This is a genomic window from Kocuria sp. UBA5001 (assembly GCF_002398425.1).
Classification (GTDB): domain Bacteria; phylum Actinomycetota; class Actinomycetes; order Actinomycetales; family Micrococcaceae; genus Kocuria; species Kocuria salsicia.
This window is the reverse complement of sequence record NZ_DGYR01000006.1, coordinates 56,915-73,589: the sequence shown is the minus strand read 5'-3', so window position 1 is coordinate 73,589 and position 16,675 is coordinate 56,915. Positions and strand designations below refer to the sequence as shown.

14 protein-coding genes, 2 tRNA genes and 1 pseudogene are annotated in these 16,675 nt (G+C 70.3%); 15 read left to right on the top strand and 2 right to left on the bottom strand.

Going from position 1 to position 16,675, the window contains the following annotated elements; genetic code table 11:
* The first annotated feature begins 2 nt into the window (after positions 1–2).
* The 14 genes and pseudogenes from murC (at position 3) to B3G12_RS03210 (ending at position 15,776) form a co-directional block, all read left to right on the top strand.
* Positions 3–1,409, top strand: a complete 1,407-nt coding sequence (gene murC, locus B3G12_RS03275) for a UDP-N-acetylmuramate--L-alanine ligase (RefSeq protein WP_290499089.1) — start codon at positions 3–5, stop codon at positions 1,407–1,409.
* On the top strand, positions 1,409–2,536 hold the full coding sequence (locus tag B3G12_RS03270; protein ID WP_290499088.1) for a cell division protein FtsQ/DivIB: 1,128 nt from the start codon (positions 1,409–1,411) through the stop codon (positions 2,534–2,536). The genes murC and B3G12_RS03270 overlap by 1 nt, the downstream gene beginning before the upstream one ends.
* A gap of 241 nt (positions 2,537–2,777) precedes the next feature.
* Positions 2,778–4,022: a cell division protein FtsZ gene (ftsZ, locus tag B3G12_RS03265; RefSeq protein ID WP_290499086.1), complete on the top strand. Its 1,245-nt coding sequence runs from the start codon at positions 2,778–2,780 to the stop codon at positions 4,020–4,022.
* A gap of 278 nt (positions 4,023–4,300) precedes the next feature.
* Positions 4,301–5,038 carry a polyphenol oxidase family protein gene (locus B3G12_RS03260; RefSeq protein ID WP_290499084.1) on the top strand — a complete coding sequence of 246 codons (738 nt, stop codon included), beginning with the start codon at positions 4,301–4,303 and terminating at the stop codon, positions 5,036–5,038.
* Positions 5,031–5,855 (top strand): YggS family pyridoxal phosphate enzyme, encoded by an 825-nt coding sequence (locus B3G12_RS03255; protein ID WP_290499083.1) that lies wholly within the window; start codon positions 5,031–5,033, stop codon positions 5,853–5,855. The genes B3G12_RS03260 and B3G12_RS03255 overlap by 8 nt, the downstream gene beginning before the upstream one ends.
* A 63-nt stretch (positions 5,856–5,918) precedes the next feature.
* Positions 5,919–6,443, top strand: coding sequence for a cell division protein SepF (locus B3G12_RS03250; RefSeq protein WP_290499081.1), 525 nt, complete (start codon positions 5,919–5,921; stop codon positions 6,441–6,443).
* A gap of 4 nt (positions 6,444–6,447) precedes the next feature.
* The gene (locus B3G12_RS03245; protein ID WP_144942787.1) at positions 6,448–6,744 is read left to right on the top strand and encodes a YggT family protein; all 297 of its coding nucleotides are present in this window, start codon (positions 6,448–6,450) and stop codon (positions 6,742–6,744) included.
* 159 nt (positions 6,745–6,903) lie between these two features.
* Positions 6,904–7,671 carry a DivIVA domain-containing protein gene (locus tag B3G12_RS03240; protein ID WP_144942788.1) on the top strand — a complete coding sequence of 256 codons (768 nt, stop codon included), beginning with the start codon at positions 6,904–6,906 and terminating at the stop codon, positions 7,669–7,671.
* A gap of 7 nt (positions 7,672–7,678) precedes the next feature.
* Positions 7,679–8,212, top strand: coding sequence for a signal peptidase II (gene lspA, locus B3G12_RS03235; protein WP_055085757.1), 534 nt, complete (start codon positions 7,679–7,681; stop codon positions 8,210–8,212).
* The gene (locus B3G12_RS03230) at positions 8,202–9,179 is read left to right on the top strand and encodes an RluA family pseudouridine synthase (RefSeq protein ID WP_186366721.1); all 978 of its coding nucleotides are present in this window, start codon (positions 8,202–8,204) and stop codon (positions 9,177–9,179) included. Before lspA ends, B3G12_RS03230 begins: the two co-directional genes overlap by 11 nt.
* Before the next feature lie 109 nt (positions 9,180–9,288).
* A complete protein-coding gene (gene dnaE / locus B3G12_RS03225; protein ID WP_414672723.1) occupies positions 9,289–12,783 on the top strand; it encodes a DNA polymerase III subunit alpha in 3,495 nt (1,164 codons plus the stop codon).
* 155 nt (positions 12,784–12,938) lie between these two features.
* Positions 12,939–14,336 (top strand): histidinol dehydrogenase, encoded by a 1,398-nt coding sequence (hisD, locus tag B3G12_RS03220; RefSeq protein WP_144942790.1) that lies wholly within the window; start codon positions 12,939–12,941, stop codon positions 14,334–14,336.
* Between the two features lie 3 nt (positions 14,337–14,339).
* A pseudogene (nrdR, locus tag B3G12_RS03215) lies at positions 14,340–14,798 on the top strand (transcriptional regulator NrdR); the annotation flags it as partial.
* Positions 14,799–15,140: 342 nt separating this feature from the next.
* Positions 15,141–15,776, top strand: coding sequence for a GNAT family N-acetyltransferase (locus B3G12_RS03210; RefSeq protein ID WP_144942792.1), 636 nt, complete (start codon positions 15,141–15,143; stop codon positions 15,774–15,776).
* A gap of 78 nt (positions 15,777–15,854) precedes the next feature.
* Here the strand turns inward: B3G12_RS03210 and B3G12_RS03205 are convergent, their stop codons facing one another.
* Positions 15,855–16,208: a hypothetical protein gene (locus B3G12_RS03205; protein WP_290499075.1), complete on the bottom strand. Its 354-nt coding sequence runs from the start codon at positions 16,206–16,208 to the stop codon at positions 15,855–15,857.
* Positions 16,209–16,338: 130 nt separating this feature from the next.
* Positions 16,339–16,411, bottom strand: a tRNA-Val gene (locus B3G12_RS03200).
* A 162-nt stretch (positions 16,412–16,573) separates the two neighbouring features.
* Between B3G12_RS03200 and B3G12_RS03195 the strand changes: the two genes are divergently transcribed.
* Positions 16,574–16,671: transfer RNA gene (locus tag B3G12_RS03195), tRNA-OTHER, on the top strand.
* Positions 16,672–16,675 lie beyond the last annotated feature (4 nt).

The following is a 16,675-nucleotide window of genomic DNA, read 5'->3' as shown; positions in this document are numbered from 1 at the left end:
CCGTGAACACCCAGCAACCCCTCGACCCCCACGGCCTGGGCCGCGTGCACTTCATCGGCATGGGCGGTGCGGGCATGTCCGCCGTGGCGCGCCTGCTGCTCGCCCGCGGCGTGGAGGTGAGTGGCTCAGACGCCAGGGACTCCGCGGGTCTGCGCGAGCTAGAGGCAATGGGCGCCACCGTGTTTGTCGGCCAGGCGGGCGAGAACGTCGCCGGGGCCGAGACCGTGGTGGTCTCCACGGCCATCAAGGACGGCAACCCGGAGCTCGCCGCGGCACGCGCCGCCGGTGCCCGCGTGCTGCACCGCTCCGAGGCGCTCGCCGCCGCCATGCACGGGCGCCACGTGATCGCCGTCGCGGGCACGCACGGCAAGACCACGACGAGCTCCATGGCCGCGGTCGCCCTGCGGGAGGCGGAGCTCGACCCCTCGTGGGCGATCGGCGCGCACGTGGCGGACCTTGGTGCCAACGCCGGTTTCGGCGAGGGCGACTGGTTCGTCGCGGAGGCCGACGAATCGGACGGCTCGTTCATGGCCTATCACCCCACGGTGGCGGTGGTGACGAACATCGAGCCGGACCATCTGGACCACTACGGCAGCGCCGAGGCGTTCTACCAGGCCTTCGACGAGTTCTCGGACACCATCCGCACCGGCGGCACCCTGGTGGCCTGCGCGGACGATCCCGGCGCCGCCCGCCTGGCCGAGCGTCGCCGTGCATCCGGCGCGCCGGTGCTCACGTACGGGGCTGCCCCCTCGGCGGACGTGGTGGTCTCGGAGGTCACCCCGCACGGCACCGGCTCCTCGTGCCGCCTGGACTTCCCCGCCGCGGGGGAACGCCGAACCGCCGAGCTGCGTCTTGCGGTCCCCGGGGCGCACAACGTGGCCGATGCCGCCGCCGCCTTCACGGCGGGACTCGCCGCCGGCGCAGATCCCGTCCGGCTGCTCTGCGGGCTGGCAGGGTTCCACGGTTCCGCGCGCCGCTTCGACCTGCGCGGCGAGCAGGACGGCGTGCGGGTCTTCGACGACTACGCGCACCACCCCACGGAGGTCGCCGCAGCCCTGACCGCCGCCCGGGACGTGGCGGGGGAGCACCGCGTGCTCGTGGTCTTCCAACCGCACCTGTACTCCCGCACGCGCGAGTTCGCCGAGCCGTTCTGCCGTGCGCTGGAGCTCGCGGACCTCGCGTGCGTCCTGGACGTCTTCGGGGCCCGCGAGCAGCCGGAGCCCGGCGTCACGGGGGAGAGCATCACACGCTTCGCCGACGGCGCCGCGGTGGTCTCGACGCCCGCGGCCGAGGACGCGATTGCGGCGGTGGTCGCGCGGGCGGCCCCGGGCGACGTCGTCATGACCGTGGGTGCCGGCGACGTCACCGCGCTCGGCCCCGAGATCCTCTCCGCCCTGGCGCGACGCTGATGGCCCGCTCCCTGCCCCCGCACCAGCCGTCCTTCGGCGGACGGGCTTCCGGCGAAGCCCACTCCGAGGACTTCCACGCCGCAGACCCCGGGTCCGACGGGCCCGCCTCCGAGGAGGACTCGGCGGCCGCTGCGGGCCCGGACGGGCGCGATCCCGAGTGGGACGCGGACTGGGATGCGGACTGGGGTGTCGGCCCGGGCGAGGAGTTCCACGGTGTCGCGGACGAGCCGCCCGTGGTGCGGGTCAACGACAGCGGCAAGGTCACCCGCGTGGACACGGGTCAGCTCGAGGCGGCCCCCGCGGCGGGGGGGCGCTTCTCCACGTGGCGTGCGCGACGCCGTGCCGCGCGAGCCGAGGAGGCGGCCGGGTCGACCGGTGATCCGGGCGACGCCGCCGGTGAGGACGCCGACTCCACGGTGCTGCAGTTCCCGCCCAGCACCCACCGGCGCCGCCGCAGACGCCGACTGATCACGCTGCTCGTGTCCCTCGCGGCACTGGCCCTGCTCGCGCTCGTGGTCTTCTTCTCCCCGCTGTTCGCCGCCCGCACGATCGACGTGGAGGGTGCGACCCTCACGAACCCGCAGGCGGTGCAGGAAGCACTCTCCGGATTCCAGGGCGTGCCCCTCACCCGGATCTCGAAGCAGGACGTCAGGGACTCCCTGGGGGACGTCCCCCAGGTGAAGTCCGTGGACGTGGTATTCCACCCGCCGCACACGATCACCGTGCAGCTGCACGAGCGCGTGGGAGTGGCCGTCGTGGAGGACGGCGACTCGTTGATGCTGGTGGACTCCGAGGGCAAGCCCCTCTCCACTGTGGCGAAGGCCCAGCGTCCGGACGTTCCGCTGGTCTCCGGCGGGCGCGGTGTCCTGAGCACGCAGAAGTTCACGGACGTCTCCGCGGTCCTCGCGGCGCTGCCCGCGGAGGTCCTCTCGAGGCTCGAGAGCGCCGCCGCACCCTCGGGCTCGGCCGTGGAGCTGACCTTCAAGGACGGCCGTAAGGTGCTGTGGGGGGACGCCTCACAGAGCGATTTCAAGGCGCAGGTGGTCGCGGCCCTCGTGAACTCCGAGGCCACGGCGAACGCCACCCAGATCGACGTGTCCGCACCGCTGCACCCTGTCGTCAAGTGACCAAAATTTCAACGCTCAAGAGCGACTTGAAGAGAAGTCCTCTGCGTGACCTGGAGGTTTGCGGGGTAATCGGGTAACACGCCCCGGCATGATATGGAGAACGCCCCCGAGGTTGTTATCCTTACCGTCAAAGGAATGGTGTGCCTCCGGGCACCTCAGTTCACCCGAGTTTAACGCAAGACTTTAGACTTTTTCAGCGAATCATCCCCGGATAGCGCAAGCCCACGCGAGTTAGGTGCATATGGACTCCTCAACCCCCCAGAACTACTTGGCCGTCATCAAGGTGGTCGGCATCGGCGGCGGCGGCGTCAACGCCGTGAACCGCATGATCGAGGAAGGCCTGCGCGGCGTCGAGTTCATCGCCATCAACACCGACGCCCAGGCTCTGCTGATGTCGGACGCGGACGTCAAGCTCGACGTCGGCCGTGAGCTGACCCGCGGTCTCGGCGCCGGTGCGAACCCGGACGTCGGGCGCCAGGCGGCCGAGGACCACGAGGAGGAGATCCAGGAGGTGCTCAAGGGCGCCGACATGGTCTTCGTGACCGCGGGTGAGGGCGGTGGCACCGGCACCGGCGGCGCTCCCGTGGTCGCTCGCATCGCCCGCTCGCTGGGTGCCCTGACCATTGGTGTGGTCACCCGCCCGTTCACGTTCGAGGGCCGCCGCCGCTCCAACCAGGCCGAGAACGGCATCGAGACCCTGAGGGACGAGGTGGACACGCTCATCGTGATCCCCAACGACCGTCTGCTCTCCATCTCGGACCGCAACGTCTCCATGCTGGACGCGTTCAAGTCCGCGGACCAGGTGCTACTCTCCGGCGTCTCCGGCATCACGGACCTCATCACCACCCCGGGCCTGATCAACCTGGACTTCGCGGACGTCAAGTCCGTGATGCAGGGTGCGGGCTCGGCGCTGATGGGCATCGGCGCGGCGCAGGGCGAGGACCGGGCGGTCAAGGCTGCGGAGCTCGCCATTGCGTCCCCGCTGCTCGAGGCGTCCATCGACGGCGCCCACGGCGTGCTGCTGTCCATCCAGGGCGGCTCGGACCTCGGCCTGTTCGAGATCAACGAGGCTGCCCGTCTGGTGCAGGAGGTTGCCCACCCGGAGGCGAACATCATCTTCGGTGCCGTGATCGACGACGCCCTGGGGGACCAGGCACGCGTCACCGTGATCGCCGCGGGCTTCGACTCCGTGTCCCAGGAGACCAACGCGAACAACTCCTCCCCGGCCCAGCGCCAGGCGGAGAACACGCGTGCGACCTTCGGCGGGGATGCCTCCCGTCCCTCGGGCCTGGGCCGTTCCCCGCAGCGCGGCGGGAATTCCTACGCCGCTCCCACGGGCGGTTTCGGCTCGCGCCAGAACCAGAACGATGACGTCCCGGACGACGCCGGGTTTGACGTGGACCTGCCCGCCGAGTCGGACGAGCCGTCCTCCTCGAGCTCCTCCGCCCGCAAGGACTCGCTGGACTTCCCCGACTTCCTGAAGTGAGGCGACGGGCGCCCGGCGCCCGCTGACACGCCGTCGCCCCTCGGGGACAGTGCGAGGAGATCGGCACTGGCGCGGGAGCGTTCAGAAGGGGGTGGCCACCGTTGCGGTGGCCACCCCCTTCGGCATCCGCCCAGCCAGGATGGGCAGGCCGGACAGACGAGGTTGAGGACGGGCGGCGCCACCTGCTGTGAGGGCGGTGGTGGCGCGTCGCACCGGTTCATCGGGTACGACGACCGGCGCCCGGAGTCCGGCCCCAGAGAATAACGAGGAGGACCAGCATGTGGTACCGCACGGACAGCGGCGGCGTGGGAGTGGCGTTCACTGACGTCGCGGATGGCAACCTCGCCGCGCACACGGGTGACGAGCCGGCGCAGGTGGCGCGGCGGCGTCGTCGTGTGGAGCAGAAGTTGGGAACGGGGCTGGTGCGCTACGCGTGGCAAGTGCACGGAACCGCGGTGCTCGACGTCACGGGCACGGCGTCCAATGCCACGGACCTGCTCGCCGCCCCGGAGGCAGATGCGGTGGTCAGTGCGGACGGGACTCCTGTGGGGATCCTCACCGCGGACTGCCTGCCGGTGGTGTTGGTGGGTCGACGGGCGGGCGGCGTTCCGGTGCTCGCGGTGGCCCACGCCGGGCGCCCGGGTCTGCTGGCCGGCGTGCTGCAGGAAACCGTGGCGGCCGTGCGGGCCCACGGGGCACTGGACCTCGAGGCCTGGATCGGGCCCGCCGTGTGCGGGGCGTGCTATGAGGTGCCCACCGAGATGGCGCAGCAGGCGGAGGAGGCCCTACCGGGCGTCGCGACGACGACGTCGTGGGGCACGGACGGTCTCGACCTGCCGGGTGCCGCGCGCTCGATCCTGGAGGACCACGGGGTGCGGGTCCGGGAGGAGACCGCGGACCGCGCCGCGTGGTGCACGCTGGAGCACGACGAGTTGTACTCGTACCGCAGGGACAAGACCCCGGGCCGGCTCGCCGGCCTCGTGTGGGTCAGCGAGGAAGGTGGGCGTGATGCGTGAGATCGGTGACGGAGTGGACCCGCAGGACGCCGGACGCACGGCGGAGCTCGCGCAGCGGCTGTCCGCCGTGCGGCGGCGGATCCTGGACGCGGCCGCCCAGCGCGAGGAGGACCGCTCCCACGGGGGCGAGCTGCCCTCGCTCGTGGTGGTGACCAAGTTCTTCCCCGCGCAGGACGTCCTGCGACTGCGCGAGCTGGGGGTGCGCGCGGTGGGGGAGAACCGGGACCAGGAGGCCGGACCCAAGGCCGCCGAGGTGGCGGCCGCACTGGCCGAGCGTGAGCCTCCCGTGTCCCCGCCCGTGTGGCACTTCGTGGGTCAGCTTCAGTCGAACAAGGCCAAACACGTGGTGCGCTACGCCGCGTGGGTGCACTCGGTGGACCGCACCTCGCTGGTGACGGCGCTCGGCAGGGCGGTGCGCAACCACCGGGAGGCGGTGGTCGCCGGGGATGCCGAGCCGGGACCGTGCGCCACCGAGGACCTCACGTGCCTGCTGCAGGTGGACCTGGACCCGGAGGCCACTCCGGAGAGTTCCCGGGGCGGTGCGCACCCGCAGGCCGTGCCGCAGCTCGCGCGCAGGGTCGCAGAGACGGACGGGCTGCGGCTGGGCGGTGTGATGGCTGTGGCACCCCGCGACGCCGATCCCCGTGAGGCCTTCGACCGACTGTGGGGAATTTCGCAGGAACTGCTCCTGGAGCACCCGGAGGCCCGCGCCGTCTCGGCCGGGATGAGCGGTGACCTCGAGGCCGCCGTGGCCGCGGGGGCCACGCACGTGCGCATCGGATCGGATGTTCTCGGGCCCCGGCCCGCCGTGCGGTAGCGTAAAGGACTGACGATACGCGGGCCGATCCCACTCGGCCCGTTCAGTGATTGAGGAGAGAATATGGCCGGAGCGCTGCGTCGCACCATGGTGTATCTCGGGCTGGCCGAGAGCGACGACGAGTACATCTCCGCAGACACCCCCCGCCCCCGGGACATCCCCCACACGGTCTCGAACGGGCCCGCTCCTGCGGCGAACGAGGCCGGCAGCACGGCGGTCAGCCGCCGGAGCCCCGAGTACCGAGCCCCCGTGACCCCCATCAAGCGGGCTCCCAGTTCCCGAGAGGACGACAACGAATTGCGCACCATCACCACCGTGCACCCCCGGTCGTACAACGACGCCAAGTCCATCGGTGAGGCATTCCGTGACGGGACCCCCGTGATCATGAACGTCTCGGACATGGGCGAGGCCGAGGCCAAGCGGCTGGTGGACTTCGCGGCGGGCCTGGTTTTCGCCCTGCACGGATCCATCGAGCGCGTCACCGCCAAGGTGTTCCTGCTGACCCCGTCCTTCGTGGAGGTCCGGGACCAGGGCCACACGGACGAGATCGACGAGAACGCTACGGCCCACGAGCAGGTCGAGGGCTGAGAGCATGAGCCTGGTGCTGTCGATCGTCTACCTGGTGGTCCACGTGCTCTACATCGCCCTGCTGGGACGCCTGGTCCTGGACTGGGTGCAGATGTTCGCGCGCAGCTGGCGTCCCAAGGGCCTGGCCCTGGTGGTGGCGTCCACGGTCTATTCGGTGACCGACCCGCCCATGAATGCGCTGCGCCGGCTGGTCCCGCCGCTGCGCTTCGGAGGAGTGGCGCTGGACCTGGGGTTCCTGATCCTGGTCTTCGCTATCAGCATCCTGCAGTCGGTGCTGGGCAACATCCTGTTCCGGCTCTGAGCGCCGGGCCCGCTGACCTGCGGCGGCGCTCGCCCGCGAGGAGCGGGCGCCCGCTGAGCGCTATTGTGGAGCAGAATCCCTCCGCGGGTCTTCAGCGCGCCAGAGCGCGCGGCAGGATCCAGCGGTATTTTCCGTACAACACGAGGAGTGAGAAGATCCATGGCTCTGACACCCGAAGACGTCATCAACAAGCGGTTCCAGCCCACCAAGTTCCGTGAGGGCTACGACCAGGACGAGGTGGATGACTTCCTGGACGAGGTGGTCGTCGAGCTGCGCCGCCTGACGCAGGAGAACGAGAACCTGCGCAAGCAGGTGGAAACCCTCGGCGGCACCCCGGACGAGTCCGCGGCCACCTCCGAGAGCGTCTCGGAGACCACCACTACGTCCGCCTCGACCGGCTCCGGCTCGCACGCCGGGGACGCCACCTCGGCGAACGCGACCCAGGCCGCGCCCGCCGAGACGACCCCGGTCGCCGCGGCGAGCGAGCACCGCACCACGGACACCGCCGCAGCGGAGACCGCGGGCACGACGTCGTCGGCCCAGACCGCCACCGGCGCCCAGACGGGCGCCGCGACCGGGGAGTCCGCGCAGTCCGCCGCCGCCGTGCTGGCGATGGCCCAGAAGCTGCACGACGACTACGTGACGCAGGGTAAGCAGGAACGCGAGCGCCTCATCACCGAGGGCCGAGTCCAGGCGGACCAGCTCGTCTCCGAGGGCAAGCGCATCAAGGAGGAGACGCTGTCCTCGCTCGAGCGCGAGAAGGTGGACCTCGAGTCCAACGTGGCAAAGCTGCGCTCGTTCGAGAAGGACTACCGCAGCAACCTCAAGACCTTCCTCAACGGCCAGCTGCGGGACCTCGACAACACCGGGTCCCTGGAGCCGGCCGAGTCGGTCTCCACCGCGGGCAAGCGCCCCGGCACCAAGTAGGACGCCTGTGAGCGATAGCTCCACCCACGCAGCGGCGGCACCCGTCCCCACCCGGGCGGGCCGCCGCTGCGTCGTGGTGTCCCTGGTGGTGGCCGCGCTGCTCTACGCGGGGGACCAGGCAAGCAAGCTGTGGGTCGTGGACAACCTCGTGCTCGGCCGCGAGTACCCGGTGGTCCCGGGCCTGCTGTGGTGGCAGCACATCCGCAACAGCGGCGGGGCGTTCTCGCTGGGCTCCGGTGCCACCTGGGTCTTCACGCTCGTGATGGCCGCCGTGGTCGTGGCGATCCTGTGGCACCTGCGCCGGGTCCGCGACCCCCTGTGGGCCCTCGCCCTGGGGCTGGTGCTGGGCGGCGCGCTCGGGAACCTGACCGACCGCCTGTTCCGGGAACCGGGGTTCGGGCGCGGGCACGTGGTGGACTTCATCGCGGTGCCCCATTTCGCGATCTTCAACGTGGCCGACTGCGGCGTGGTGGTGGGCATCGGCCTGGTGCTGCTGCTGATCCTGCTCAACCGGGACTCGGGGGTGGCTCGTGAGCGCTGAGCGCACCCGCCCCACCGGCTCCGAGCCGGAGTACGAGAGCGAGCGGTTCACGGCGTCCCCCGAGCTGGAGGGTACCCGGCTCGACGCCGCCGTGGCCGCCTGGACGGGCCTGTCACGCTCCGCCGCGGCGCAGCTGTGCGAGCAGGAGCGGGTCTCCCACCGCGGGCGGCCCGTGGCCAAGTCTCACCGGGTGGCGGCGTCCGAGACCTACACCGTGGAGGTCCCCGTGCCCGAGGACCCCGAGCGCATTGCGCCGCAGCACGTGCCGGACCTGCGCCTCGTGGAGGTCAACCCGAGCTACGTGGTGGTCGACAAGCCCGCCGGAGTGGCCGCGCACCCCTCGCCCGGGTGGAAAGGGCCCACGGTGGTGGGCGCCCTGGCCGGTGCCGGGGTGTCCGTGGCAACCTCCGGCGCCCCCGAGCGTCAGGGCGTCGTGCACCGGCTGGACGTGGGAACCTCCGGGCTGATGGTCGTTGCGCGGGAGGAAACCGCGTACACGCAGCTCAAACGCGCGTTCAAGGAGCGCACGGTGACCAAGGTCTACCACGCCGTGGTCCAGGGCATCCCGGACCCGCTGAAGGGAACGATCGACGCGCCCATCGGGCGGCACCCCGGCCACGAGTGGCGCTTCGCGGTGCTCTCGGACGGGCGCCGTTCCGTGACCCACTACGAGGTGCTCGAGGCGTTCGGGCGGGCCTCGCTCGTGGAGGTGCACCTGGAGACGGGGCGCACCCACCAGATCCGCGTGCACTTCAGCGCACTGCAGCACCCGTGCTGCGGTGATCTCACCTACGGGGCGGACCCTGCCCTGTCTGCGGGCCTGGGGCTCACGCGGCAGTGGCTGCACGCCAAGCGGCTGGGGTTCACGAGCCCTGTCACGGGGGAGTACGTGGAGTACGAGAGCCCCTATCCCACGGACCTCGCGTACGCCGTGGAGACCCTGCGGGAGGGCGGCCCGCAGCTCTGAGGCGAGTAGGCGTGTCCTGGGTGTCGGAGCCGCCGCCTAGACTTGTCCCGTGACTTCGGCGACCGGCAAAAAAGGCTTCACCCATCTCCACGTGCACACCGAGTACTCCATGCTGGACGGTGCCGCGCGCCTGAACGACCTCTTCGAGGAGTGCCACCGGCTGGGGATGGACTCCCTGGCCACCACGGACCACGGGTTCGTCTTCGGTGCCTTCGACTTCTGGAACAAGGCCCGTGCGGCCGGCATCAAGCCGATTGTCGGCGTCGAGGCATACCTGACCCCGGGCACCGCCCGGCAGGACCGCACGCGCGTGAAGTTCGCGGACGGCGGGCGCGACGACGTCTCCGGTGCCGGTGCCTACACGCACATGACCCTGCTCGCGCAGTCCAGCGAGGGCATGCAGAACCTCTTCCGCGCCTCCACCAAAGCGTCCCTGGAGGGCCAGCTCTACAAGCCGCGCATGGACCGGGAGCTGCTCAACCAGTACGGCAAGGGGCTGATCGCCACCACCGGCTGCCCCTCCGGGGAGGTGCAGACCCGGCTGCGGCTGGGCCAGTACGACGAGGCGGTCAAGGCCGCTGCCGATTTCCGGGACATCTTCGGCGCCGAGAACTTCTACTGCGAGCTCATGGACCACGGGCTGGGCATCGAGAAGCGGGTCACGGGGGACCTGCTGCGCCTGGCCAAGGAACTGAACCTTCCCCTGGTGGCCACCAACGACCTGCACTACACGCACGCGGAGGACGCCAAGTCCCACGCGGCGCTGCTGTGCGTGCAGTCCGGTTCCACCCTGCAGGACCCAAAGCGCTTCAAGTTCGACGCGGACGAGTTCTACCTCAAGTCCCCGGAACAGATGCGCGAGGTGTTCCGGGACTTCCCGGAGGCGTGCGACAACACGCTGGAGATCGCGGAGCGCTGCGAGGTGGACTTCGACACGTCCGCCAACTACATGCCGCGCTTCCCCACGCCGGAGGGCGAGGACGAGACCTCGTGGTTCATCAAGGAGGTCGAGAAGGGGCTGCACTACCGCTTCCCGGCCGGCATCCCGGATGACGTCCGCGAGCAGGCGGAGTACGAGAAGAAGATCATCATCCAGATGGGCTTCCCGGGTTACTTCCTGGTGGTCGCGGACTTCATCAACTGGTCCAAGGACAACGGGATCCGCGTGGGTCCGGGGCGTGGCTCCGGTGCCGGTTCCATGGTTGCGTACGCCATGCGCATCACCGAGCTGAACCCCTTGGCGCACGGGCTGATCTTCGAGCGCTTCCTGAACCCGGACCGCGTGTCCATGCCGGACTTCGACGTCGACTTCGACGACCGCCGACGCTCTGAGGTGATCCACTACGTCACCGAGAAGTACGGCGACGAGCGCGTGGCCATGATCGTCACCTACGGCACCATCAAGGCCAAGCAGGCGCTGAAGGACTCCTCACGCGTTCTGGGCTACCCGTTCTCCATGGGGGAGCGGCTCACTAAGGCCATGCCGCCGGACGTGATGGGCAAGGGCATCTCCCTGCAGGACGTCTACGACGAGGATGCCAAGCGCTACGACGAGGCCGGGGAGCTGCGCGAGATCCTCGCGGACGACCCCGAGTCCATGAAGGTCTTCGAGACCGCCCAGGGCCTGGAGGGGCTCAAGCGGCAGTGGGGTGTGCACGCGGCCGGCGTGATCATGTCCTCGGATCCGCTGATCGACATCATCCCGCTGATGCGCCGCGAGCAGGACGGGCAGGTCATCACGCAGTTCGACTACCCCACGTGCGAGGGCCTGGGGCTGATCAAGATGGACTTCCTGGGGCTGCGCAACCTCACGATCATCTCGGACGCCCTCGAGAACATCATGCTCAACCGGGACGGGTTCGTGCTGGACCTGGAGCACCTGCCGATCGACGACGCCGGGTCCTACGACCTGCTCGCGCGCGGGGACACCCTGGGCGTGTTCCAGCTGGACGGCGGGCCCATGCGCCAGCTGCTCAAGCTGATGCGCCCGGACAACTTCGAGGACATCTCCGCGACCATCGCCCTGTACCGGCCGGGGCCCATGGGCGCGAACTCGCACACGAACTACGCGCTGCGCAAGAACGGCGCGCAGGAGATCACGCCCATCCACCCGGAGCTCGCCGAGCCGCTCTCGGAGATCCTGGGCACCACCTACGGTCTGATCGTCTACCAGGAGCAGGTGATGGCGATCGCCCAGAAGGTGGCCGGCTACTCCCTGGGCCAGGCGGACATTCTGCGCCGCGCGATGGGCAAGAAGAAGAAGGCGGAGCTGGACAAGCAGTACCAGGGCTTCCACCAGGGGATGATCGACCGCGGGTACTCCGAGGACGCGATCAAGGCCCTGTGGGATATCCTGCTGCCCTTCTCGGACTACGCGTTCAATAAGGCGCACTCGGCGGCCTACGGGCTGGTCTCCTACTGGACCGCCTACCTCAAGGCACACTACCCGGCCGAGTACATGGCGGCCCTGCTGACCTCGGTGGGCGACGACAAGGACAAGCTCGCCATGTACCTCACGGAGTGCCGCCACATGGGCATCACCGTGCTGCCGCCGGACGTGAACGAGTCCGAGTTGAACTTCACCCCTGTGGGCACTGACATCCGCTTTGGCATGGGTGCGGTGCGCAATGTGGGCGCCAACGTGGTCCAGGCCATGGTGGGTGCACGCAACGAGGAGGGCAAGTTCACCTCCTTCAACGACTTCCTGGCGAAGGTCCCGGCCGTGGTGTGCAACAAGCGCACCATCGAGTCCATGGTCAAGGCCGGTGCGTTCGACCAGCTCGGCCACACCCGCCGCAGCCTGGTGATGTGCCACGAGCAGGCCGTGGAGGACGTGGTCGCGCAGAAGAAAAAAGAGGACAACGGCGAGTTCACCTTCGACATCTTCTCGATGAGCGGTTCGCAGGACACGGAGCAGGAGACCTTCTCCGTGGAGGTCCCGGACGTCCCCGAGTGGGAGCGCAAGGACCTGCTGGCCTTCGAGCGCGAGATGCTGGGTCTCTACGTCTCGGACCACCCGCTGCGCGGTCTCGACGACGCCCTGGGCCAGTACACGGACACGGCCATCGCCCCGCTGCTCACGGAGGAGAACACCCGGCCCGACGGGGCCGTGGTCACCATCGGGGGCATGATCACCTCGCTCTCGCGGCGGATCGCGAAGACCTCCGGCAATGCCTATGCACGCGTGGAGCTGGAGGACCGCTCGGGCTCCATCGAGGTGATGTTCTTCGGCAAGGCCTACGCGCCGATCGCCGGGGTGCTGACCGAGGACCTGATCTGTGTCATCAAGGGACGGATGCAGCGCCGAGACGACGGCTCCGTCTCGATCTCCGCGCAGGAGCTCACGGTGCCGGAGCTCAGCGTGGACGGCTCCTCCGGGCCGGTGTGCGTGGCGCTGCCGGAGCACCGGGCCACGGAGGCCACGATTCGCCGGATCGGCGAGGTGCTGCGCAACCACAAGGGGGACTCGGAGGTGCGCATCCACCTGGACACGCGCCGCAGCACCCAGGTCATGAGGCTCGGACCCGAGTACCGGGTGAACCCGTCGCCCGCGCTGTTCGGGGACCTCAAGGTGCTGCTGGGCCCGGCCTGCCTGGAGGCGTGAGCCGCGCCGCGTGCGGCCGCCGCGGTGCCCGCATCACCGCGGCGGCGGACCGGTCGGTTGCCTGATCCGCCCGCGACGGCGCTCCGCGCCGGGCAGTGCCGAGGCCTCCTACGATCGAGCCCCGTCCGATTGACGCGCGATTGTAGACTGAAAACGTGACTGAGCAACCCCTGATCCCCGCGCCCACCACCACCCCCGGCTCGTACCTGCGGGTCACAGACCTTCGGGGGACGCACCTGGGCTGGAGCGAGCTGCGTGCCGCGGTGCCTCGGCAGGCGCCGTCGTCGGTCGTGGACGCCGAGGACGCCGTGCGGGGGATCATCGAGGATGTGAAGGCGCGCGGAGCGGTGGCCTTGCGCGAGCTCGCCCGGAAGTTTGACGGCGTGGACCAGGAGCGCATCCGGGTTGCCCCCGAGGAGATCCAGCGCGCCGTCGCCGCCCTGGACCCTGCCGTGCGGCACGGTCTAGAGTCCGCGATCGAGCGCACACGGGCGTTCGCCGCCGCACAGCGCCCGTCGGACGTGACCGTGGAGGTGGCACCCGGCGCGGCCCTGCACCACCGCTGGACCCCCGTGCGGCGCGCTGGGCTCTACATCCCCGGCGGGCTGGCCGTGTACCCGTCCTCCGTGGTGATGAATGTGGTCCCGGCGCAGGCGGCCGGCGTGGAGTCCGTGGTGCTGTGCTCCCCACCGCAGAAGGAGTTCGGCGGTCTGCCGCACCCCGTCATCCTCGGTGCGGCCGGCCTGCTGGGCGTGGACGAGGTCTGGGCCATCGGCGGTGCGCAGTCGCTCGCGGCCATGGCGCACGGCGTCGTGGACGGCGAGGACGTCCTGGAGCCCGTGAACACCGTCACCGGCCCGGGCAATATCTTCGTGGCCATGGCCAAGCGGCAGCTGCGCTCCGTGGTGGGCGTGGACGCCGAGGCCGGGACCACCGAGATCGCGGTCCTTGCGGATGACTCCGCCGATCCCCGCTACGTTGCCGCGGACCTGATCTCCCAGGCGGAGCACGATCCGGCCGCCGGCTCCGTGCTGATCACGGACTCCCCGGAGCTCGCGCACGCCGTGGAGGAGCAGCTCTCGGTGCAGGTCTCCGAGGCGAAGCACCGGGAGCGGATCACCACGGCGCTGGGCGGGCCGCAGTCCGGGGTGGTTCTCACCGAAGACCTCGAGGCCTCCGTGGCCGTGGCGGACGCCTACGCCGCCGAGCACCTGGAGATCCACACACGCGACGCGAGCGGGGTGGCGGCCCGGATCCGCAACGCCGGCGCCGTCTTCGTGGGCCCCTACAGCCCCGTGCCGCTTGGCGACTACGCGGCCGGCTCCAACCACGTGCTCCCCACGGGCGGCACAGCGGTGTTCAGCTCCGGCTTGCAGGCGGCCTCCTTCATGAAGGCGGTGCAAGTCATCGAGTACTCGCGCGAGGCGCTGGCCGCGCTGGAGGAGGACATCGTGGCCCTGTCCGCGAGCGAGGACCTCCCTGCCCACGGGCGCGCGGTCACGCTGCGCGGCGAGGACCGTGGCACGGGCACCGACACCGTCTCGGGAGGCTGAGCCGTGCACTGCCCGTTCTGCCGCCACAACGACTCGAAGGTCGTGGACTCCCGCACCTCCGACGACGGCACCTCCATCCGCCGCCGCCGCCGCTGCACCGAGTGCGGCCGCCGCTTCTCCACCCTGGAGACCACCTCCATCTCGGTCATCAAGCGCTCCGGGGTCACCGAGCCGTTCGACCGCCAGAAGATCGTCAACGGCGTGCGCAAGGCGTGCCAGGGGCGGCCGGTGAGCGAGGACGACCTCGCGATGCTCGCCCAGGAGGTCGAGGAGTCGATCCGCGCCTCGGGCAGCGCTGAGGTGGAGGCCCACGACGTCGGGCTGGCCATCCTTCCGCCGCTGCGGCGTCTGGACGTGGTCGCCTACCTGCGCTTCGCGTCCGTCTACCAGGCGTTCGAGGACCTCGAGGACTTCGAGCGGGCCATCGATGTGCTGCGCGACCAGCAGGCGGAGCTCGCCGGGCAGCAGACGCTCGTGCCGCCGGCCGGGCAGCACGCTCCGGCACGACGCCGCTCAACGCGCCGCGCCGTGCCCACCTCGAGCACCGCGCCTGCTCCGGACGGTACCAAGCCGTCGGCCGCCGCGGGCACGGAGGCGTCCACCCCCGAGACCACAGCGGCCTCCGCCGCGCAGGCCCCGGGTGAGGAAAAGCCGGCCTCGCCGCGTCGTCACCGGGCCAAGAAGCCCGCGGATACCGTGACCCAGCCGCGACTGCTCTGACACGCCCAGCTCTCTGCTGCGGCCGTGACGGCATCACGGCCCGGTTGGCCGCTGGGCCTCGGCTGTTATTCTCGCAGTGTGTCTATGAAACAGAACACACACGATCGCACGGGCGGGGATGTGGACGTGGTCCGCGCCTCGCCCCAGGACGTCGACACCGCGGCCGACGTCCTGGCCCGCGCGTTCTCCGTGGACCCGCACGTCGTGGGGCTGCTGCCCCGCGGTGACGTCCTGCGCCCGCTCACCCGCCTGTGGCAGCGCATCCTGCGCGAGACCCTGGCGGCCGGTGGTCACGCCTACCTCGCGAGGCGCCGTGGTGAGCGGGAGGTGCTCGGGGTGGCGCTGTGGGAGGGGCCCGGTGAGAAGGTGTCCCTGCGCCAGATGCTTCCCGGGCTGCTCTCCTACCTGTCGGTCTTCCGTCAGCGTTTCCCGGACGCCCTGGTCAGTGAGCACCTTGCTCACGAGGCGCATCCGGACGCGCCGCACTGGTACCTCAAGGCCGTGGGGACAGTTCCCGAGGTGCGGGGTGAAGGGGTGGGCACCGTGCTGCTGAACGAGCGGCTGCGGGAGATCGACGGCGAGCACGTGGAGACCTACCTGGAAGCCTCTACGCAGGACCTCGTGCCGTACTACGCGCGCTTCGGTTTCATCTCGCGCGGTCCCGTGCCGTGCCGGGGGACCGTTCCCGCGATCGGGATGGTGCGCCCGGCGGTGCCCTGAGGTGCACCGGCTCTCAGCCTGTCACGAGCTTGTGGAGGACGTCCACCACCCGTTGTGCGGCTGCGCTCCGGCGGACACTCACAGGAGGCCCCTTTCGGTGGAGGTCCTCAGTATGGTCCCGTCGGCGAGCCACCCGTCCTCCACACGCGCGCCGGTCACGTGATGCCGCGGAATCCCGCGGACCGTGTGCCGGGGCCGCAGCACACGGACGCCCCGGATGATCACTCTGCGGTCCGTCACCACGAGTGCCCGGCTCGGTTCGAAGGCGTCGATGCAGGGAATCGCGGCGAGGACGGACTCGTCGGGGTCCAGAACCTCGAGCGCGAGCTTTCCCCAACGAATCCGGGACTGCGCGTCACCCAGGTGGCTGAGCCCCTCGCCCGTGGCTCTGTGACGGGAGACGATCGCCTCGTCCTCCGGCTCGTCGTGCATGGGCACCACGGGAGCGGGCGCCCGGCGCGTGGGTGCAGGTTCACATGGGCGCCGGGCGGGGCGGGGGCAGGGCGCCTGGACCGGTGGCGGCACCGCAGGAAGAGGACGGCGCGGGAGAAGGGGGGAGGTGTGGGCCCTGCCGGGATCGAACCGACGACATCTACGGTGTAAGCGTAGCGCTCTACCAGCTGAGCTAAAGGCCCCAGGATCGGGTGGGCACGACTGGAACAGCTGCCAGCACCCGATGGAGGACAGCTTACCGGTCGGTCGGGAACTCGCCCAACGCGCCGTCGTCCACCCCGCGTGATGTCCGCCATGCCCGCGGGGAACGGGTTTGACACCCGACCCGACGGATGCGCTAGGGTGTAGATGTTGTCGAGGTCAACACACCAGGGGACGCTGGTGCGCTGGATCGCCTTCGGGCGTGACAGATACGGCGGTTCGATTCCGTCGGTCTCCACCACACA

Excerpts from the sequence above, each read along its gene's own strand:
- B3G12_RS03260 (WP_290499084.1), top strand. The coding sequence starts at position 4,301 with ATGTGGTACCGCACGGACAGCGGCGGCGTGGGAGTGGCGTTCACTGAC.
- B3G12_RS03210 (WP_144942792.1), top strand. The coding sequence starts at position 15,141 with ATGAAACAGAACACACACGATCGCACGGGCGGGGATGTGGACGTGGTC.
- B3G12_RS03255 (WP_290499083.1), top strand. The coding sequence starts at position 5,031 with ATGCGTGAGATCGGTGACGGAGTGGACCCGCAGGACGCCGGACGCACG.
- dnaE (WP_414672723.1), top strand. The coding sequence starts at position 9,289 with ATGCTGGACGGTGCCGCGCGCCTGAACGACCTCTTCGAGGAGTGCCAC.
- ftsZ (WP_290499086.1), top strand. The coding sequence starts at position 2,778 with ATGGACTCCTCAACCCCCCAGAACTACTTGGCCGTCATCAAGGTGGTC.
- B3G12_RS03270 (WP_290499088.1), top strand. The coding sequence starts at position 1,409 with ATGGCCCGCTCCCTGCCCCCGCACCAGCCGTCCTTCGGCGGACGGGCT.
- B3G12_RS03205 (WP_290499075.1), bottom strand. The coding sequence starts at position 16,208 with ATGCACGACGAGCCGGAGGACGAGGCGATCGTCTCCCGTCACAGAGCC.
- B3G12_RS03240 (WP_144942788.1), top strand. The coding sequence starts at position 6,904 with ATGGCTCTGACACCCGAAGACGTCATCAACAAGCGGTTCCAGCCCACC.
- B3G12_RS03245 (WP_144942787.1), top strand. The coding sequence starts at position 6,448 with ATGAGCCTGGTGCTGTCGATCGTCTACCTGGTGGTCCACGTGCTCTAC.
- B3G12_RS03250 (WP_290499081.1), top strand. The coding sequence starts at position 5,919 with ATGGCCGGAGCGCTGCGTCGCACCATGGTGTATCTCGGGCTGGCCGAG.